This is a genomic window from Flagellimonas sp., from assembly GCF_965215805.1.
GTDB lineage: Bacteria > Bacteroidota > Bacteroidia > Flavobacteriales > Flavobacteriaceae > Flagellimonas.
On sequence record NZ_OZ244124.1, the window covers coordinates 983215 to 1003471 of the forward strand.

The following is a 20257-nucleotide window of genomic DNA, read 5'->3' on the forward strand; positions in this document are numbered from 1 at the left end:
TTTGTATCAGTGCAACGTCCTGAATTACATGAACATATCATAACCACTGCGGGTAACCTCTTTTATCTTAACGGTTACAACTCCACGGGAATCAATGAGATCGTGGAAAAATGCGGTATTGCCAAAGCTACCTTGTACAGCCATTTTAAGTCCAAAGAAGAGATTTGCATTGCCTATCTACAGCAACGACATGACGGACTCTTGGATTCACTAAGGAGTTTTGTATCCAAGCGAAAGACCGGAAAAAACCAGCTTTTGGCCATCTTCGATTTTCTTAGGGATTTGTATCGTGAAGAGAATTTTCATGGTTGCTGGGGGCTTAAGACGTTTGGGGAGCTTTCGCCAAAGCAAAAAAAAATCATTGCGGTAATCCAAAAGCACAAAAAGGAGCTTTTGCTTTATTTGGGGGAAGTTGTTGGAGAAAACATCATCAATGTCTCCAAAGCGGAAATCGAGAAAATATCAGGGGGAATTTATCTTTTGTATGAAAGTGCCATCACTGAAAGTTACCTGTTCAAAAACGATTGGCCCATTTACATGGCAAAAAACATGGCCCCTTCCCTTTTTGCCAATTCTGAGGTAAAATAAAAGCCCCTTCTTTTCAGAAGAGGCTTCTACAACCATACATCAATCCATCTACTTCACCGTCAAAATATTGTCTGTTGATGTTGGATTCAAAGGGCAGAAATATACATATTCGCCTTTTGTTAGTTTGGTGGGCTTGGAGGTTTGGGAAGCTCCAGTGGCAACCGCTTTGGTCACATAGGCCGTTTGAATATGGTTCTCCGGCTTGCTTAAATCCTGCCCTTTCTTCACCAAAACAAATCCTACATCATGTCCAACACCGTTGTTGGCTATGTCAAATACATAGGTGCCTTCTGAAACCGTTAGGCTTTTCTGGGTAAATTCACCTGGTGTTTGCTCTAACTTTATGGTTTGGACATTCTTGTCCATTTTCATACTGTCTTGAGCCTGTACAGAAAATGCGGTTACTAGCGCTACTACTAAAATTGAAATTGTCTTTTTCATAATTACTTGTTGTTTTCTTGTATTTAATTAAACTGTTGCTTCCAAAGGTTGTACCACTGGAAAATCCACAGGGATTTGTGTTGTGTTGTTGATATAATTGGAGATGGTTTTGTCACCAACCAAAACAATGGTATCTATCAAGTTTTCTTTGGTCCATCCCGCATCGAAGAAATTTTCAAGGACTGCAGCATCGGTTGCACCTCTGTTTTCAGTGATGTTTTTGGCCAATCTGGCCAATGCGTCCAATTTGTTGTCAAAAGAGGCCCTTCCAGTTCTCAATTCCAAAATTTGCTCGTCTGTGTATCCATTCATTTTACCAATGGCAGTATGGGCAGACAAACAGTATTCACATCCATTTACCTCACTAACCGCAAGGTTCACTGCTTCTTTCTCTTTTGCTTTAAGCGATGTTTTCGCGTTGGCAAAAGTCAAGTAATTCCCTAGGGCATTTTCTGAATATGCATAGGTTGCATAAAGGTTGGGTACAAAACCAACTGCTTTTTCCAAGTTGTCAAAAATGGCCTGATTGGCACTACTTACTTCTTCTCTTTTTGGTACATTAAAATTGCTCATGATTATAAATTCTATTAATTGTTATATGGGTTAAAAATTCTTTACAAACGGTTTTTCTGCATCACAATAAAAATCGTGATGGTATTTCTGCTCGCAATGTGCGGGAGAAATAATCGACTTTGTTTCTGGTCTTCGTGCAGACCTGAAGATCTCAATGAGATTGAAAACAGATTTTTCCAGTGATTTCATCTTTACCTTTCTTTTAATTACAGAGCAAAGATGTGACGAAAAAGAGGGGAGGTGTTAGGAGGGATTTCCCGACCGCTTGCCAAAATTTCCCTTAGGGAGCAATGAGCAGGTTTTCTCTATATTCCGAGGGGCTCATATCCGTCATTTTTTTGAAGAAACGGCTAAAATGAGCTGGGTCGTTGAACCCTAAATCGTAGGCAATTTCCTGGTTTTGTTTTTCGGTAAAATGGATCAGGCGCTTGGCCTCCAACATAAGTCTGTCCAATATAATCTGTTGGGGTGTTTTCTGATTATAAATGGAAAAGAGGTTGGAAAGAGTCTTGGGCGACTTAAAGAGCATGTCTGCATAGTCGCTTACCTTTCTTTTGGTTTTGTAGTGGATGTCAACCAGATAGTTGAACTTACGGATGGTATCAATTTGCGTATTGTCCAAACTTTTTACGATCAGCTGCTCCTTGGCCAATCGGGTGCTCATGATGATCAATCTCTTCAGCAGCATTTGCAACATATCTCCTTGAATATTGTCCGGAGTGGAAAACTCTTCCACAAAGACTTCATACCATAGATTGAATTTTCGCTCTTGATCAGTAGGTATGGAAATGATGGGTAAATCTTGGGTGCCAAAAAACAAGATGCCATTGCAGGACACCTCGGCATCATGATCCGAGATACAATAGAATTCCCTATTGAACAACACCGAAGACAGCGGCAGTCTGGTCTTCGCAAAAGACACTTGTTGTAGATAGGTTACCGTTACAATTTGATTAGGTTCCAGAATTAAATCAAATCCATCTACCTCAAGACCTATGGGTTCAGGGTTTCGGTTCCATAAAAATTTAATGGTGTTGGCCGTTGATGAAAAGTAATCTTTGTCTTTTCTTATGTCATCGGTAAGTCCTAATATGGCCCCCAGTTTTGGATCTGAATATTCGTATTTCATGCTATGCAAGCTTGCCTTATTCCAAGCCTTAATGATGGTTTTTCTGGACTTTAGTCCTTAAATACTGTTGATACTTACAGCCCAATTTCCATCTATAACAGGTAAATTCTTAAACAAGAGTGTTAATGTTATGCGTAGATTTTCTGGTCCATATTCCTTTTTATAGTATTGGGTATGGAAAAGATGCGATTTTACGACGAAGCTGCACATACTTTTTACAATAAATTGGATGTGCATGGCTACCCTCTCCACTCCATGGATTTGTTTGCCCAATCTTTTGATCGACTGTCTGGCAACCTTGCCGATGTCAAAAGTTTGGAAATCATGGCATTATCCGGAAAATGGCATAAAATGGCCAATTTTGGCAGTGAAATTCTTAGAAAAGACCTCGTCGTAGTTGTTACGGATACCCATTTGAACATTGTTTATGCTACTCAAAATATGGTTGAAATGAATGGCTATCAGCCGCACGAGGTTTTGGGTAAACAACCTAGAATGTTCCAAGGAGAGGCCACCTGTAGGGAAACCACAAGTCAAGTTTCTCAAGCCATTAAGGACCAACGACCCTTTGAAGTGGTTTTGACCAATTACAGAAAAGATGGCACCACCTACGAATGCCACATCAAAAGCAGCCCTGTATTCGACAAGGCTGGCAAGTTGGTCAATTTTATTGCTTTTGAAAAAGTCGCCTAGAAACTACAGCTTTCTATTTCTGTTACCCTAAGGGTATTCACCATTCCCTTGTCCTTTATGGGCATGGCTGCCAAGCTTATCAGCATGTCCCCAACATCCAAATAGCCTTTTTTGCAGGCAATTTGGTTTACATCCTCTATGGTCTCATCCGTGGAAACGTACTTATCGTACATGAACGCTTTTACTCCCCATAGCAAATTCAGTTGGGTCAGGATTCTTTTGTTGGAGGTAAACACCAAAATATGGGCGCTGGGTCTCCAAGCGGAAATCTGGAAAGCCGTATAACCACTATTGGTCAAGGTTGAAATGGCCTTGGCCTCTATTTCGTTGGCCATAATGGCGGCATGATAACAAACGGACTTGGTAATATATCTTTTCGTACGAATATGGGGTGGTGTCTGTGGAACACTGATCAGATTGGAACCTTCCACGCTCATCAAAATGCTGGTCATTTTTTCGATAACCTGAACTGGATAATTTCCAACCGAAGTTTCTCCAGACAACATCACGGCATCAGCCCCATCCATAACAGAGTTGGCCACGTCATTGACCTCGGCTCGGGTTGGGGTAAGACTGGTGATCATGGTTTCCATCATCTGTGTTGCAATGATCACGGGAATCCTTGCCTTTTTAGCCCGCAATACCAACTGTTTTTGAATCAACGGTACTTCATGTGCAGGTATTTCCACTCCCAAATCCCCACGAGCAACCATAAGCCCGTCACAATAAGCCACGATCTTATCTATATTGTCCACTGCCTCTGGCTTTTCAATTTTAGCAATGATCGGAATCTTGTGCTCGGAATGTTTATTGATCAAATTTTGCAGGTCCATAAGGTCCTGGCTATGCCTAACAAAGGACAGTGCAATCCAATCCACTTCTTGGGAAATGGCAAACTCGGCGTCCTTAATATCCTTTTCAGTCAAGGCTGGAAGTGAGATATCCGTGTTGGGGAGATTAACCCCTTTTTTCGATTTCAATGGTCCTCCTTGTACCACAACGGCCTTCACCTCATCCTTCCTGTTGGTTGACTTCACCTCGAAGATCAGCTTTCCATCATCCAACAAAATGCGCTCTCCCGGTTTCACATCCTGGGGAAAGCTGGCATAGTTCATATAAACCCTTTTGGCACTTCCTTCAAAGGGTTCTCCAGTGGCAAAGGTAATCTCATCGCCAGGTGCCACCACAGCTTCACCTCCCATTACTCCGACTCTTAATTTTGGTCCTTGCAAATCGGCCAGAATCGCGGTGTTGGTATCAAGTTCGTCATTCAATTCCCTTATGAGCCTAATACGCTCGGCTACGTCATCATGTGAAGCATGGGAAAAATTTATTCTGAAAACATCCACCCCAGCTTCCATCATTTGCTGAAGAACTTCCTTCTTGCTGGTGGCAGGTCCAAGGGTGGCTACTATTTTTGTTTTTTTAACGGTTGGCATTGTTAAAAGATTAGGTTTCTTTTTGATTTTAAAGTTTGTGTTTCTAGTGGGTACGCAGTAACCACTTTCGGAATGGTGTTAATAGCCTTTATTTTGTGAACCAGGGTAGGCCCGTCCACGCCATCAACCTTCAAAAAGTAATCTACTTCCTTGCGTTCTTTGATCAAATAATCTGCCCTGGAAGAAGTTCTATCCTGAAAAAGTCCAATGGACGGAATGGTCTCTTCAACAGCAGATTTGTTGGACATGAGGGTCCAAAAAGTGTCACTCAATTCATCGTCCCAATCAAAGACTGAAAAAGTGAGGTCTTGATCAAATTGCAGGTCGTTTTTCCTTCTACTTAATTGTAGTCCACAGGCTAAATTAACGGCATAGCCCATCGCAAAATCTTCCAGCCCACTATGAATTGCAATAAGCTGAAAGTTGTCGTCATAAAAATCCTCAGATATCTTATGGGTCGTCAACATCTCTTTTACACGAACCCCAAATATACTCCTATTCCCTTTGACAGCCTAGCTTAATGGGGACAATACCCTTTTTAACACAACGAAAACGTTTGAGTTTACCGTAATTTAAAGTCAACTATTTTCTATTCTGCTCTGAAGGGCAAAATAGGCTCTTTTTGAAGCTTTTTCCTCTGCCTTCTTTTTGGATGTGGCCCGTGCTTTGGCCATAACTCTTTCGTTGATGGTCAATTTAACTGCAAAATGCTTTAGCTCGTCATTGCCGGTATCTTCGTAAACATCGTAGTGAAAAGTCTTTTTCTGTTTTTGGCACCATTCTATGAGCAAGCTTTTGTAACTGATCACCTTTCCTTCCAACTGCTCAATATCCACATAGGGCATTATAACTCTGGAATTGATGAATTTTTCGCAGTAGGTATAGCCTCGGTCTAAATAAATAGCTCCTACTAAGGCTTCAAAAACATTGCCGTGAATGTTTTCCCCAAAATGGGATTTGGGAATTCTGCTCTCTACATATTTAAGCAGTTTTAAATCCTTTCCAAGCTCGTTAAGATGTTTTCTACTGACTATTTTGGAACGCATTTTGGTTAGATATCCCTCATCTCCTCCAGGCACCTTATTATATAGGTGTTTGGAAATAATGGTTCCCAGCATGGCATCCCCAAGAAATTCCAATCGTTCGTAATTCATGGGGTTACCGTCTTTATCCCTTTTGTTTACGGATCGATGTAGAAATGCCTTTTTATAAATATCAAGATCTTTGGGTTTAAATCCCAGAATTGACTTAATACCTAAAAAAAAATCCCCATCCGATTTCGGATGGGAATTGAATATTTTGGAGGGGAATTTCATTACACTACAAAACTACCCTATTTTTTTGAACAGAACACAAGCATTGTGTCCGCCAAACCCAAAGGTATTGCTCATGGCCACATTTACCTCCCTTTCCTGTGCCTTGTTAAGCGTCAGGTTCAATGAAGGATCAATGTTCTCATCCACAACACTATGGTTGATGGTAGGAGGGACCATACTGTGTTCCATGGCAAGGATGGAAGCAATAGCTTCTATGGCCCCAGCAGCACCCAATAAGTGCCCTGTCATGGATTTTGTGGAATTGATATTAATGTTGGGAGCATGTTTCCCAAACACCTTGGAGATGGCTTTCAATTCGGCCACATCTCCCAAAGGCGTAGATGTTCCGTGCGTATTGATGGCATCTACATCTTCTGGGTTTAGTCCGGCATTCTGAAGACAATTCTCCATAACCTTAACCACTCCAATTCCCTCTGGATGAGGGGCTGTCATGTGGTGGGCATCACTGGAAAGTCCGCCACCCAAAACCTCTGCGTAAATCTTGGCGCCTCTTGCTTTGGCATGTTCGTACTCTTCCAAAATCAGGGCTCCTGCACCTTCTCCCAAAACAAAACCATCCCTAGTGGCATCAAAAGGTCTTGAAGCCGACTCTGGGCTGTCATTTCTCGTGGATAGGGCATGCATGGCATTGAATCCTCCCATTCCTGCAATGGTAACCGCCGCTTCGCTACCTCCTGTTACAATAACATCACAGTGGCCCAATCTAATATAATTGAGCGCATCTATCATGGCATTGGCAGAAGAGGCACAAGCAGATACCGTAGTATAGTTAGGCCCCATAAAACCATGCTTGATGGAAATATTTCCAGGGGCAATATCGGCAATCATTTTAGGGATGAAGAAAGGATTGAACCTTGGAGTTCCATCTCCACCGGCATAACCGATTACTTCATTTTGAAAGGTTTCCAGACCGCCTATTCCAGCACCCCAAACTACACCTACCCTAAATTTGTCGACCGTATCTAAATTGATACCGGAGTCTGCAATGGCTTCATCGGAAGAAACCAATGCATATTGGGCAAACCTATCTAGTTTTCTGGCTTCCTTTCTATCGAAATAATCTTCAGGTTTATAGCCTTTAAGTTCGCAGGCAAACTTGGTTTTGAACTTTTCCGTATCGAAGTACGTGATGGGGGCGCAACCGCTTTTCCCTGTTTTTAGTCCTTCCCAATAAGCCTCCAAATTGTTACCTATAGGTGTTAACGCACCCATTCCAGTAACCACAACTCGCTTTAACTGCATTGAACTATTATTTACCCTTATGAACCTAAATTAAAAAAAAATTATCCATGTGATCCTCACCACATGGATAATTTAAAATCTTTAGTAAAATATCATAAAATTACTTGGCTTCTTCTATATAGCTAATGGCTTGACCAACAGTTGCAATGTTTTCTGCCTGATCATCAGGGATTTGAATGTCAAATTCTTTTTCAAACTCCATGATAAGTTCAACAGTGTCCAAGGAATCCGCGCCCAAGTCGTTGGTAAAGCTAGCCTCAGCTACTACTTCATTTTCATCAACACCTAGTTTATCAACGATGATAGCCTTTACTCTTGATGCAATGTCTGACATAATTATATCGGTTTTAAAAATTTAATCGGGGCAAAAATATAAAACTTTGGATTAAATACACCATTTGTCGATAAAATGTACCTCAAATTAAACATATTACATACGCGTGCAGTAATTTAGCCTTTTAAACATGTATAGCGATTTGCAGGAGAAACCCAACGTAAAACAGATAGTTATTCTGGCATCCGGCAGCGGTTCCAATGCCGAAAAAATCATTACCCATTTTAGGGAGCATAAAACAGCCAAAGTCGCAGCGGTTTTTACCAATAAAAATACTGCCCAAGTACTAAAACGGTGCAAAAGGCTGAAGGTTCCCGCCTACTACTTTAATCGGGAATCGTTTATAGGAACGGACCAGCTTTTGGGGATGATCCAAAGTCTTGAGCCAGACCTTATTGTTCTTGCCGGATTCCTTTGGAAAATTCCTGAAAGTTTTATCCATGCATTTCCAAACCAAATCATCAACATACATCCTGCGCTATTACCTAAGTATGGCGGAAAAGGCATGTATGGTTCCAAAGTACATGAGGCTGTAAAAGAAAACGGGGAAACGGAAACGGGTATCACCATTCACTACGTGAACGAGAATTATGATGAGGGCGCCTTTATTTTTCAAGCCAAAACGAAATTGACACCAGAGGATACCCCTGACACCATAGCCCTTAAAGTTCACGAATTGGAATACGAGCACTTTCCCAAAGTGATTGAAAAACTCTTGATCCAACATGGCGAATAAGAAAAAATTCTATGTGGTCTGGAAGGGGAAACGGCCTGGAATATTTGAGAGCTGGGACGACTGCAAAGCTCAGATAACAGGTTTCAAAGGTGCCCAATACAAGTCCTTTTCATCTTTTGAAGAGGCCAAAAAAGCATACAATGGCAATTATTTGGAGTACAAAGGGACTTCCAAGGGAAAAAAGGAACTATCCCCGGAAGAGTTGTTGAGAATCGGCGACCCCAACTACAATTCCATTTCGGTGGATGCCGCGTCAAGTGGCAATCCAGGTAAAATGGAATATCAAGGGGTGGATACCAAATCCAAAAAAGTGTTGTTCAAGCAGGGGCCGTTTGAGCAAGGAACCAATAATATAGGAGAGTTTTTGGCTTTGGTGCATGGCCTTGCTTTTTTAAAGGAAAGAAAAAGTGAGCGTGTGATCTATTCCGATTCCAGGATAGCCATTGGCTGGGTACGAAAGAAAAAGTGCGGCACCAAACTGAAAAAAAATGCCAAAAATGCCCAGCTCTTTGAACTGATAGAGAGAGCAGAAAGTTGGTTGAAAAAAAATAGGTACAACACCCCTATTGTAAAATGGGAGACCAAAGCTTGGGGTGAAATTCCTGCAGATTTTGGAAGAAAGTAGGGTCATATCCAATAGATTTCCTGCCATTTTCTTAATTAAATGCCAAGTGGTGGGAAATGGAATATCTAACCGTATATTTGCAGCAAATTTTAGCGCATGGGCAAATTGCTTATTGTAGGCAGCGTGGCTTTTGATGATATTGAAACGCCATTTGGGAAGAGTGATAAAATTCTTGGTGGCGCGGGCACCTTTATAGGTTTGGCAGCTTCACAATTTAAGGTAGAGTCAGCCGTAGTTTCTGTGGTGGGAGAAGATTTTCCTCAAGAATATCTAGATATTTTCACAGCACATAATATTGACATTTCCAGAATTGAGGTGGTAAAAGGAGGTAAGACTTTCTACTGGAAAGGCAGGTACCACAACGACCTAAATTCCAGGGACACCTTGGTCACGGAGTTGAACACCATGGCCGATTTTAACCCCATTGTCCCGGACAACTTCAAGGATGCCGATGTGGTTATGTTGGGTAATCTTCATCCAAACATCCAATTGGGTGTAATTGCACAGATGAAAGAACGACCAAAACTTATTATAGCGGATACCATGAACTTCTGGATGGACAATACTTGGGATGAGTTGATGGAGGTCATTGCAAAGATTGATGTGATTACCATCAATGATGAAGAGGCAAGACAGATGACCAACGAATATTCCCTTGTAAAGGCTGCGGCCAAAATTCAGGAGATGGGGCCTAAATATGTGGTAATCAAAAAAGGGGAGCATGGTGCACTTTTGTTTCATAAAGAACATGTTTTCTTTGCACCCGCCTTGCCTTTGGAAGAGGTTTTTGATCCCACTGGAGCTGGGGATACCTTTGCTGGTGGATTTGCAGGTTATTTGGCCGAGTCCAAAAATATCTCGTTTGAAAGTTTGAAGAATGCCATTATCCATGGATCTAACCTGGCCTCGTTCTGTGTGGAACGATTTGGCACGGAACGAATGCTGGAACTGGAGAAGCAGCAGGTGGAACGCCGCCTTATGCAATTTAAAGAATTGACGCAATTCAATATTGAGTTAACATAAATAACTGCCCTGACACGTTTCGGGGCTTTTTTATTTTGGTTTGTTATGAGTGATGCTATTAAGCACGAGTGCGGATTGTCCATGATCCGATTGCTTAAACCACTGGAGTACTACAAGGAAAAATACGGTACTGCTTTTTATGGGGTCAACAAGATGTACCTCATGATGGAAAAACAGCACAACAGAGGTCAGGATGGAGCCGGTTTTGCCAGTATTAAATTGGATATGAAGCCTGGCGAGCGCTATATGAGCCGGGTACGTTCCGCCCAGCAACAGCCCATCCAAGACATTTTTGCCCAAATCAACGATCGCATCAACACGGCTCTGGAACAAAATCCAGGCTTGGAAAATGATGTGGAGCTGCAGAAAAGCAACATTCCTTATATAGGGGAGTTGTTGATGGGGCATGTTCGATATGGCACTTTTGGGAAGAACAGCATAGAAAGCGTTCACCCCTTTTTAAGGCAGAACAACTGGATGCATCGAAACCTCATTGTTGCAGGTAACTTTAATATGACCAACGTAAACGAGTTGTTCGAGAACCTTGTTACCCTGGGTCAGCATCCAAAGGAAATGGCAGATACGGTAACCGTGATGGAAAAGATTGGACATTTTCTGGACGATGCCGTAGCCAAATTGTACAAACAAATCAAAAAAGAAGGATACAACAAAAGGGAAGCTTCACCCCTAATTGCAGAACGCCTAAATGTTGCCAAAATATTGAGAAAGGCTTCCAAAAATTGGGACGGAGGTTATACCATGGGTGGTCTATTGGGTCATGGTGATGGATTTGTAGTCAGGGATCCAGCGGGAATCAGACCGGCCTATTATTACCAAGATGATGAAGTGGTGGTGGTCGCTTCGGAACGTCCTGCCATACAAACCGTATTCAATGTGCCCTATGATTCGGTTAAAGAACTGGATCCGGGGCATGCCTTGATCATCAAGAAAAAAGGTGATGTTAATTTGGAGCAAATCCAAGAACCTACAGAAAGAAAGGCTTGTTCCTTTGAACGAATTTATTTCTCCAGAGGGAGTGACAAGGAAATATATCAAGAAAGAAAGATGCTGGGGAAATTGGTATTCCCACAAATTCTTCAGTCCATTGATAATGATTTGGCCAACACGGTCTTTTCCTATATCCCCAATACGGCGGAAACTTCCTTTTTTGGAATGGTCAAAGAGGCACAGAACTACCTCAACAAACTCAAGGAGGAGCAAATTCTTGCTCTTGGGCCGAACATTTCGGGAGAGGAGCTGCATCGAATTTTGGATGTTCGCCCACGCATAGAAAAAGTGGCTATTAAAGATGCCAAGCTAAGGACCTTTATTACCCAAGATAGTAGTAGGGACGATCTTGTGGCCCACGTTTATGATGTCTCCTATGGATCTGTAAAAAAGGGCGACAACCTTGTAATTATTGATGATAGTATTGTTAGAGGGACAACCTTAAAGAAGAGTATCCTAAAAATTTTGGATCGCTTATCTCCCAAAAAGATAATAGTGGTTTCCTCGGCTCCGCAAATCCGTTATCCGGATTGCTACGGAATAGACATGGCCAAGCTGGAGGATTTTGTAGCCTTCAAAGCGGCCCAAGCGCTACATGAAGATTATGGCACCACGGACAAGATCCGAGAGATCTATGAAAAGTGCCTCACCCAAACTGAGTCTAAGGACAAGGAGGTGGTCAACTATGTAAAGGAATTCTACGCTCCATTCACCGCGGATCAGATTTCGAAAAAAATTGCCGAAATCCTAAGTCCGAAAGGAATCAATGCGGAGGTGGATATCATTTATCAAAGTATTGAAGGCTTGCACCAAGCTTGTCCCAAAAATTTGGGGGACTGGTACTTTACAGGCAACTATCCTACACCAGGAGGCAACCGTGTTGTAAACAGGGCATTCATTAATTTTTACGAAGGAAAAAACCAGAGGGCGTACTAGTTTTCCCATTATCGGGATTACCTGTGCATTTCATCGATGAAACGTGCAGATGAACGGATTTATGCCTACTGGGCAACCTACAAACCTACTTTAGTATTGCCATAGCATAAGTAGGTTAAGTTCATGGTAAGATTTGGGGCAAAAAAGGTGGAAGCTATTCCACCTTTTTTATTTTACATTCCTCTTTCCCCAACAAATTTCGTAGTCCTTTTCAACGACAATTGTATTTCACCCGAACAACTGGGCTTTCGTCTAAAAGCTTGCTCCCAAAGCGGTGCTCTGCCTTACATTTGGAGGACCATAGCATAAGTAGGTTAAGTTCATGGTAAGATTTGGGGAAAGCGACCGGAGAATACTCCGGTCGCTTTATTTTTTAGGGGTTGCCATAATTCCCCGTAGTCCTTTTCCTGAATTCCCGAACGTCCACACCCCTCCCTGATCCATTCACCCAATTAACAGGAGTTTCATCTAAAAGCTTGTTCCCAAAACAACCCCTTGCCTTACTTTTGGAGCTACCATAGCATAAGTAGGTTAAGTTCATGGTAAGATTTGGGGAAAGAAGGCGGACAATGTCCGCCTTCTTTATGTTTGAACCCCAACGATTTACCAAAAATGTTGCCTAAATCTTCCCTTCCATTTTTGGTTCCAATTCAAAAAATTCTGCAAAAACTTTTGTTATTTCTCACAATACCAGTAATTTAGTTTCGCCATAGCATAAGTAGGTTAAGTTTATGGTAAGATTTGGGACGAAAAGGGTGAGGGCTTCCTCGCCCTTTTCTATTTGGGGTATTTAAGCACAAAAAAGGGACGCCAAAGACGCCCCTAATTGAAAAAAAATCCAATTACCCCAAAAAAAATATTTTACTATTACAGTATTGCTTTTCTGAACTAAGCCAATTGACCGCCTAGGGCTTTACAACAAAGTCAGTATCACTTTTTACTGTCTTACTCCCAACCTTTACAGTTACTGGGCCGCTCTTTGCCCCATTGGGAACCGTTACTACCAATCTTGTTGTACTCGCAGTTATGATAGAGGCTATATGGCCATTAAATTTCACCGTATTTTCTTCCATCAAATCCCCAAAATCTTTTCCTTCAACAACCACAATTTCGCCTATTGCGCCGCTCATCGGTTCCACACTTTCAATTTGGGTCTGCTTACCTTTAGGGTCATTAAGGCTATCGTCATTGCCGCAAGAGAAAATAAGCATCGCAAATAACAGGTTGAAAATCCTTCTACTCCTCACCTCCTTGGTTTAGACTTTAAAAGAAGTGCAATGCGCTTGGCCAAGAGTCTCCCAATTGACGAATGCCCCTTTTCAATTGACGGATGGAGGTTTTGGGTTAATACACCCTAGCTCATCTGCAGAGGAAATTTGATTTAAAAAGAAAAGGTCATATCGAGCCTGCCTTTGTCGACAGACGGGCGTAGTCGAGATGTCATGACACTTGCCTTATAAAGGAGTTCTCGATACATCCCGAAGAGATTTCGGGATACTCGAACTGACGTAAAAAAAAGGCCGCTAGTGCGGCCTCTATAATCATGTAATTTTATTCAGTCTCCACTTCTCGATACGCCCTGAAGTAAATTCGGGGCACTCGAAGTGACGGAAGTACGTTTAACTATTATTTATTGGAAGCATATCCTTCCGCTACCTTATCCCAATTGATCACATTAAAGAATGCGGCAACATAGTCAGGTCTGCGGTTTTGGTAGTTTAGGTAATAGGCATGTTCCCAAACATCCAAGCCCAAAATGGGATGTCCTGCACAACCTGTATCCGGCATCAACGGATTATCTTGGTTGGGTGTGGAGCAGATTTCCAGCTTCCCTCCTTTATGCACACAAAGCCATGCCCATCCAGATCCAAATCGAGTTCCGGCAGCAGCACTGAACTGTTCCTTGAACGCATCAAAAGAGCCAAATGCCGCATCAATGGCAGCAGCCAAATCCCCACTTGGGGCACCTCCACCATTTGGCGACATTACTTCCCAGAAAAGGCAATGGTTGTAAAAACCTCCACCATTGTTTCTAACCGCACCATTGGACATATCCAAGTTGGAAAGGATGTCGTTTATGGACTGTCCCTCCAAGTCCGTTCCGGCAATTGCACCATTTAATTTGGTGGTATAGCCGTTGTGGTGCTTGGTATGGTGTATCTCCATGGTCCTGGCATCTATATGTGGCTCCAAGGCATCGTATGCATAGGGTAATTTTGGTAATTCAAAAGCCATAATTGTACTGTTTTTAAGTTATTATTGATTCCTGTAAAAATACGGCTTTATGGGATATATTTCATGCTCTCGGAGATTAACTTAAGGCGGGTAATCCGTAATTTGCAGGAAAATGGTTTTGGAGTCTCCCCAATTTAAAATATACAGCGCATCAGCCGGATCCGGCAAGACCTATTCTTTGACCAAGGAGTACCTTTTACTGTTGTTAAAGGATGGCTCCCCATCCAAATTCAGGCAGCTATTGGCAATCACTTTTACCAACAAAGCGGTGGGTGAAATGAAGTCGCGGATTTTGGAAAGCCTGTATAGTTTTGGATTGGACATACCCCCTGAAAAGAGATCTTCGCTTTTTAATGAAATTCGAGAGGAACTTGCGTTGAGTCCACAACAATTGCAGCAACGTTCCCAAACGGTACTGCAACGGATTTTGCACAACTATTCCTTTTTTGAGATTTCCACCATAGACAAGTTCAACCATAAAATCATCAAAACCTTTGCCCGCGACCTGCAGCTTTCGCAAAGCTTTGAAGTGGAGCTGGATACCGATCTATTATTGCACGAGGCCGTAGGCAGATTATTGGAACGAGCGGGCAGCGATGAAGCCTTGACCAAAACCCTCATTGCATTTTCCCTGGAAAAAATTGATGAGGACAAAAGTTGGGATGTTTCCTATGATTTGATGGAAATTGGCAAGCTGCTTTTTCAAGAAGATCATGCCGACCATATTGCTGCATTGGAAGCCAAAACCCTTCAGGATTTTAAGGAAGTCCAACAAAAGATTTCCAAACAAATTGCTGCTTTGGAGACCTCCGCAACCCAACAGGCCACTTTGGTCTTACAGGAAATTGAAAAGCAAGGATTTGCTCCTGAAGATTTCCCCAGACAGACGCTCCCCAACCACTTCAAGAAAATCTGTGGGAAGGAATTCAACATCAAAGTACTTTACGCCAACAAACTGGAAGAGTCCCTTGAAGCTGGCAGACTTTTAAAAACTTCAGACAAGCGGGATAGTTCCCATTTGGCCACCTTTATCCTTGATCTTTATCAAACCATCAAGAAAACACTGTACCAACGCCATTATTTGCGTAACATTTATGGCAACATTGTTCCCCTGACCTTGCTGAGTGAAATCGCCAAGGAAATCAAGAACATTGAACTGGATCGCGAAATCATTCCCATTTCTGCCTTAAACTCGCTTTTATCCAAAGAAGTCAGGAACCAACCCGTTCCCTTTATCTACGAGCGGATGGGTGAAAAGTACAGGCACTACTTTTTGGATGAGTTTCAAGATACTTCCAAAGTGCAGTGGGAAAATCTGGTTCCCTTAATTGGAAATGCTCTGGAAAGCGTGAACGAGAAAAACGAACAGGGCACCCTTTTTTTGGTTGGGGATGTTAAGCAGGCCATTTACAGATGGCGAGGGGGCAAAGCGGAGCAGTTCCTAAACCTGATCAGCGGCAAATCCAGACCCTTTTCTGTTGGCCCTTCTACATTTGCTTTGGATACCAATTGGAGGAGCTACAGTGAAATCGTTCAGTTCAACAACCAATTTTTCAGCACCGTTGCACCTATATTAAGGAATATGGAATATCGCAATCTTTTCTTGGAAGGATGCCAGCAGAAGACCAACAACAAACAAGGGGGTTATATTGAATTTTCCTTTGTGGACAAGGAGGTTGATGATAAGGCGGAAGAACAGTGTCAGCAGGTGCTCAAGACCATTAAGAATCTACAATCCAAGGATTATGCATATTCCGACATCTGCATTTTGGTTCGGAAAAACGACCATGGCATGCTCTTGGCCAACTTTCTATCCGAAAATCAAATTCCTGTGGTTTCATCAGAATCGCTTTTGTTGAAAAACAACTCCACTGTGGGCTTTCTGATTTCTCTGTTGAAGATCATGGGAAATCCAGCGGATCAAGAGGCTGCCTATTCGCTTTTGTACTATCTATCCAAAGACATTTCTGACCCCCATCAATTTATCTCAGGTCATCTGAACAACATAACGGGATTACTTTTGGAATCTTACGGGTTTTCCATGAATGAGCTCCAGACCCAGCCTACAATCAACATTTTGGAAAAGGCTATTCGACATTTTAAGCTAGCGGATCAATCCCAAGCCTATTTGGTTTTTCTGTTGGACGAAGTGCTGTTGGTTGAAAAGAGGGAAGGTCCGGGTATACATGCCTTCCTTAAGTATTGGGAGCAGAAAAAAGACAAGCTATCCATTGCAGCACCGGAACATATTGAAGCTGTCAAAATCATGACCATCCATAAATCCAAGGGGCTTGAATTTCCAATCGTGATTTTCCCATTTGCGAATGCCTTGATCCATGACCCCAGAAAGCAAAAGAAATCTTGGGTGGGTGCTTCCTCAAAGGAACAAGAACTTGGATTGGACGAATTCCTCATCAATACAAAAAAGGAAATGCTCCAGTACAACGAGATCACTTCCAAGAACTACTTGGAGGAAATGGAAAAAACCGAACTGGATGCCCTAAATGTACTTTATGTGGCCTTGACCCGAGCCGAAAAAGGACTTTTTGTTATCTCCGAAACGGACAAAGCTGTAAACAGCTTGGAACAATCCAACTCCTATTTCAACTTGTTCCAATATTTCCTTGATCAACAAGGATTGGAAGAAAACAAGGAAGGGAAGTATACTTTTGGGGAATTGACCCATAGGGATAAGGAACAAGAGAAACCGACCATGCCGAGCAGCGGTATTCCATTGGTAACAAAAGATGAAAAGGATACTGGATTTGCCATTTCCACCAGATCTGTTCATCTGTGGGATGATGAACGCAGGGAAGCGATAGAACTTGGCAATTTGGTTCACCATGCCTTGAGCAAAATTAAGACTGCGGATGATGTTCCTTCAGTTTTAAATGACCTTCAGGTATCAGGCCAGCTTACGGCGGCCGATTCGGAATATGTCAAAGAAAAAATTATAGCGGTGGTTGAACACCCCCAACTCAGGGAGTACTTTTCCTTGGCCTACCAAATATTAAACGAGCAGGAAATCCTTCTGGGCAATGGTAAAACCCTAAGGCCCGATCGAATCGCCATCAAAGATGGAAAGGCTAGCATTATTGATTACAAAACAGGTAAACCCGCCCCTTCGCACCACGAACAAATCATGGAATATGCAGATGCTTTAAAAGCCATGGATTTTACGCTTGAGCATCTTATTATTGTATATATTGATCACGAAATAAAACCCCTTTTCCTTTAAACAAAAAACTATGTACGGAACTATAAAACAACATTTGACCCAAGAATTGGACAACATTAGGGAAGCGGGCCTTTTTAAGAAGGAACGCATTATTACCTCCCCACAAGATGCTGTCATCAAAATATCCACTGGAGAGGAGGTAATCAACTTTTGCGCCAACAATTATTTGGGGCTTTCATCCCATCCAGAGGTAATTCAAGCTGCCAAGGATACCTTGGACACTCATGGTTTTGGGATGTCATCGGTACGCTTTATCTGTGGCACCCAAGATATCCATAAAAAACTGGAGCAAAAGATTGCTGATTTTTACGGTACCGAGGACACTATATTATATGCTGCTGCCTTTGATGCCAATGGCGGGGTGTTTGAACCCTTGTTGACCGCAGAGGATGCCATTATCTCAGATTCCCTTAACCATGCCTCCATCATAGATGGGGTTCGATTATGCAAAGCCAAACGCTATAGATATGCCAATAACGACATGGCCGATCTTGAGACCCAACTTAAGCAGAGCCATGAAGACGGTTCCCGGTTCAGAATTATAGTTACAGATGGTGTGTTCTCTATGGATGGCCTATTGGCCCCATTGGACCAAATATGTGATTTGGCAGATAAGTATGATGCCATGATCATGATTGATGAATGCCACTCTGCTGGGTTTATTGGAGAAACCGGCAGGGGCACCTTGGAAGAAAAAGGTGTAATGGACCGAATAGATATCATTACAGGAACCTTGGGCAAAGCCCTTGGGGGTGCCATGGGAGGTTATACCACGGGTAAAAAAGAAATTATAGAAATGCTGCGACAGCGTTCACGTCCATATCTCTTCTCCAATTCCTTGGCCCCTGCCATAGTGGGCGCTTCCATTAAGGTGTTTGAGATGCTGGATAAAGACACCAGCTTACGGGATAAGCTTCAAAAGAACACGGAATATTTCAAAAAAGGTATGAAAGAGGCCGGATTCGATATCATAGATGGGGATTCCGCCATTGTTCCGGTAATGCTCTATGACGCCAAGTTGTCCCAGGAAATGGCCGATATGCTCCTGGAAAAGGGTATTTATGTGATTGGGTTCTTTTATCCCGTAGTCCCCAAGGGAAAGGCAAGGATAAGGGTTCAGTTGTCCGCAGCGCATGAGAAGCATCATTTGGACAAAGCCATAGCAGCGTTCACCGAAGTTGGAAAAGCTTTAAAAATCGTTGAACTGCACTAAAACTTCTATGTAATGCACCAAAAAAAAAGAAAATTTGATTTTGTTAATAAGTCTTAACAACTTACATTTGCTGCTGATAAACACTTAAACTTAAAATTTTGAGCATGAAACATCTTAGCAAATTATTAGTTGTTGCCCTAGTCTTTTTGGGCTTTAACAACGTACAAGCGCAAGACGAGAATAATCCATGGCAGATCAGTTTTGGGGTAAACGCCATTGACACTTACCCAACCAACGACGAGGACAACCCGTTCTCAAGTACTACTTTGTTCGATGAGTATTTCAATGTATCTGATCACTGGAATATTTTGCCTTCCGTTTCTTATGTGGCTGTTTCTAAATATATAGGGGATGGTTTCTCTATTGGAGCAAGAGGTTCTTTGAACAGACTTGAAAAGAATGGTGACCAATCCATTGACGACCTTTCTCACTATGCTGTAGATGGTACCATCAAATACAACTTCCTAAAAAACACAACTATCGATCCTTTTGCTGAAATCGGTGGTGGTTATACTTGGGTTGATGAAATTGGTGCTGGTACGGTAAATGGTGGTATTGGTGTTAACATTTGGTTCTCCGAAAATGTTGGTCTTACCCTACAAACTCAATACAAGCATGCTTTCGAAGATTTCTTGGTAAGACATTTCCAACACATGGGAGGTATTAGCATCAAATTTGGTGGAACTGATACTGACGGTGACGGAATCTATGACAAAGACGATGCTTGTCCAGAGGTTGCTGGTTTGGAAGCTTTCAACGGTTGTCCTGATGCTGATGGCGACGGAATCGAAGATAGCAAGGATAGCTGTCCTAACGAAGCTGGTTCCAAAGAAATGAACGGTTGCCCTGATACCGATGGTGACGGAATTGCTGACAAAGACGATGCTTGTCCTAACGAAGCTGGTCTTGCTGCATTGGCAGGTTGTCCTGATGCTGACGGTGACGGTGTAAGAGATGGAGATGATCAGTGTGTTAACGAAGCTGGTCCTGCTGAGAACAACGGATGCCCTTGGCCAGACAGAGATGGTGACAGCGTTCTTGACAAAGACGATCAGTGTCCTGACGTAGCTGGTACTGTTGCCAACAACGGATGCCCTGAAGTAACAGAAGAAGTTCAAAAGCAATTGAACGACTACGCTAGAACTATCTTGTTCGATACTGGTAAATCTTCCATCAAAGCTGAGTCTACTTCAGTAATGGTTGACATCATCCAAATTTTGAACGAGTATCCTAACGCTAAGTTTACTGTTGAAGGTCACACTGACAGCGTAGGTAGCGCTAAATTGAACCAGTCTCTATCTGAGAAGAGAGCTAACTCTGTACGTGATTTCTTGATTGACAAAGGAATCGATGCTGGTAGATTGACTGCCATCGGATACGGTGAAGACAAGCCAATCGCTACCAACAACACAAGAGCTGGTAGAACGCAAAACAGACGAGTTGAAATCAACTTGATCAAATAATAAA

The 20257-nt window shown here is 42.4% G+C and carries 19 protein-coding genes; 9 read left to right on the forward strand and 10 right to left on the reverse strand.

Annotated features, from left to right (window positions below; genetic code table 11):
- Window positions 1–9: 9 nt before the first annotated feature.
- The gene (locus tag ACOOE0_RS04385; RefSeq protein WP_420401259.1) at window positions 10–588 is read left to right on the forward strand and encodes a TetR/AcrR family transcriptional regulator; all 579 of its coding nucleotides are present in this window, start codon (window positions 10–12) and stop codon (window positions 586–588) included.
- A 48-nt stretch (window positions 589–636) separates the two neighbouring features.
- On the opposite strand, the gene ACOOE0_RS04390 is transcribed toward ACOOE0_RS04385, so the two are convergent.
- The 3 genes from ACOOE0_RS04390 to ACOOE0_RS04400 form a co-directional block, all read right to left on the reverse strand.
- Entirely contained in the window at window positions 637–1029 is a 393-nt protein-coding gene (locus tag ACOOE0_RS04390; RefSeq protein WP_420401260.1) for a plastocyanin/azurin family copper-binding protein, read from the reverse strand.
- Between the two features lie 27 nt (window positions 1030–1056).
- On the reverse strand, window positions 1057–1602 hold the full coding sequence (locus ACOOE0_RS04395) for a carboxymuconolactone decarboxylase family protein (RefSeq protein ID WP_420401261.1): 546 nt from the start codon (window positions 1600–1602) through the stop codon (window positions 1057–1059).
- A 280-nt stretch (window positions 1603–1882) separates the two neighbouring features.
- On the reverse strand, window positions 1883–2731 hold the full coding sequence (locus tag ACOOE0_RS04400) for a helix-turn-helix domain-containing protein (RefSeq protein ID WP_420401262.1): 849 nt from the start codon (window positions 2729–2731) through the stop codon (window positions 1883–1885).
- Window positions 2732–2905: 174 nt separating this feature from the next.
- On the opposite strand from ACOOE0_RS04400, the gene ACOOE0_RS04405 reads away from it, so the two are divergent.
- Window positions 2906–3424 carry a PAS domain-containing protein gene (locus ACOOE0_RS04405; RefSeq protein ID WP_420401263.1) on the forward strand — a complete coding sequence of 173 codons (519 nt, stop codon included), beginning with the start codon at window positions 2906–2908 and terminating at the stop codon, window positions 3422–3424.
- Here the strand turns inward: ACOOE0_RS04405 and pyk are convergent.
- The 5 genes from pyk to ACOOE0_RS04430 all read right to left on the reverse strand — a co-directional run bounded on the left by pyk (window position 3421) and on the right by ACOOE0_RS04430 (window position 7776).
- Window positions 3421–4863 carry a pyruvate kinase gene (gene pyk / locus ACOOE0_RS04410; protein ID WP_420401264.1) on the reverse strand — a complete coding sequence of 481 codons (1443 nt, stop codon included), beginning with the start codon at window positions 4861–4863 and terminating at the stop codon, window positions 3421–3423. The genes ACOOE0_RS04405 and pyk overlap by 4 nt on opposite strands.
- A gap of 2 nt (window positions 4864–4865) precedes the next feature.
- Entirely contained in the window at window positions 4866–5330 is a 465-nt protein-coding gene (locus ACOOE0_RS04415; RefSeq protein ID WP_420401265.1) for an IPExxxVDY family protein, read from the reverse strand.
- Window positions 5331–5441: 111 nt separating this feature from the next.
- Window positions 5442–6179, reverse strand: a complete 738-nt coding sequence (gene rnc / locus ACOOE0_RS04420; RefSeq protein ID WP_420401266.1) for a ribonuclease III — start codon at window positions 6177–6179, stop codon at window positions 5442–5444.
- Between the two features lie 12 nt (window positions 6180–6191).
- A complete protein-coding gene (fabF, locus tag ACOOE0_RS04425) occupies window positions 6192–7442 on the reverse strand; it encodes a beta-ketoacyl-ACP synthase II (RefSeq protein ID WP_420401267.1) in 1251 nt (416 codons plus the stop codon).
- A 100-nt stretch (window positions 7443–7542) separates the two neighbouring features.
- Complete coding sequence (locus ACOOE0_RS04430) at window positions 7543–7776, reverse strand: acyl carrier protein (protein WP_009778413.1); 234 nt, start codon at window positions 7774–7776, stop codon at window positions 7543–7545.
- Between the two features lie 130 nt (window positions 7777–7906).
- Between ACOOE0_RS04430 and purN the strand changes: the two genes are divergently transcribed.
- The 4 genes from purN (at window position 7907) to ACOOE0_RS04450 (ending at window position 12104) form a co-directional block, all read left to right on the forward strand.
- Entirely contained in the window at window positions 7907–8512 is a 606-nt protein-coding gene (gene purN / locus ACOOE0_RS04435) for a phosphoribosylglycinamide formyltransferase (RefSeq protein WP_420401268.1), read from the forward strand.
- Window positions 8502–9137 (forward strand): viroplasmin family protein, encoded by a 636-nt coding sequence (locus ACOOE0_RS04440; RefSeq protein WP_420401269.1) that lies wholly within the window; start codon window positions 8502–8504, stop codon window positions 9135–9137. Before purN ends, ACOOE0_RS04440 begins: the two co-directional genes overlap by 11 nt.
- 96 nt (window positions 9138–9233) lie before the next feature.
- Entirely contained in the window at window positions 9234–10160 is a 927-nt protein-coding gene (locus ACOOE0_RS04445) for a PfkB family carbohydrate kinase (RefSeq protein WP_420401270.1), read from the forward strand.
- 45 nt (window positions 10161–10205) lie between these two features.
- On the forward strand, window positions 10206–12104 hold the full coding sequence (locus tag ACOOE0_RS04450) for an amidophosphoribosyltransferase (RefSeq protein ID WP_420401271.1): 1899 nt from the start codon (window positions 10206–10208) through the stop codon (window positions 12102–12104).
- A 905-nt stretch (window positions 12105–13009) separates the two neighbouring features.
- Here ACOOE0_RS04450 and ACOOE0_RS04455 read toward each other — a convergent pair.
- Window positions 13010–13351, reverse strand: coding sequence for an IPT/TIG domain-containing protein (locus tag ACOOE0_RS04455; protein WP_420401272.1), 342 nt, complete (start codon window positions 13349–13351; stop codon window positions 13010–13012).
- 379 nt (window positions 13352–13730) lie between these two features.
- Window positions 13731–14339: a superoxide dismutase gene (locus ACOOE0_RS04460; RefSeq protein WP_420401273.1), complete on the reverse strand. Its 609-nt coding sequence runs from the start codon at window positions 14337–14339 to the stop codon at window positions 13731–13733.
- A 178-nt stretch (window positions 14340–14517) separates the two neighbouring features.
- On the opposite strand from ACOOE0_RS04460, the gene ACOOE0_RS04465 reads away from it, so the two are divergent.
- The 3 genes from ACOOE0_RS04465 to ACOOE0_RS04475 all read left to right on the forward strand — a co-directional run bounded on the left by ACOOE0_RS04465 (window position 14518) and on the right by ACOOE0_RS04475 (window position 20253).
- Window positions 14518–17577, forward strand: coding sequence for a UvrD-helicase domain-containing protein (locus tag ACOOE0_RS04465; RefSeq protein WP_420401274.1), 3060 nt, complete (start codon window positions 14518–14520; stop codon window positions 17575–17577).
- Window positions 17578–17587: 10 nt separating this feature from the next.
- Window positions 17588–18790, forward strand: coding sequence for a glycine C-acetyltransferase (kbl, locus tag ACOOE0_RS04470; protein ID WP_420401275.1), 1203 nt, complete (start codon window positions 17588–17590; stop codon window positions 18788–18790).
- A 104-nt stretch (window positions 18791–18894) separates the two neighbouring features.
- The gene (locus ACOOE0_RS04475) at window positions 18895–20253 is read left to right on the forward strand and encodes an OmpA family protein (protein WP_420401276.1); all 1359 of its coding nucleotides are present in this window, start codon (window positions 18895–18897) and stop codon (window positions 20251–20253) included.
- The last annotated feature ends 4 nt before the right edge of the window (window positions 20254–20257 follow it).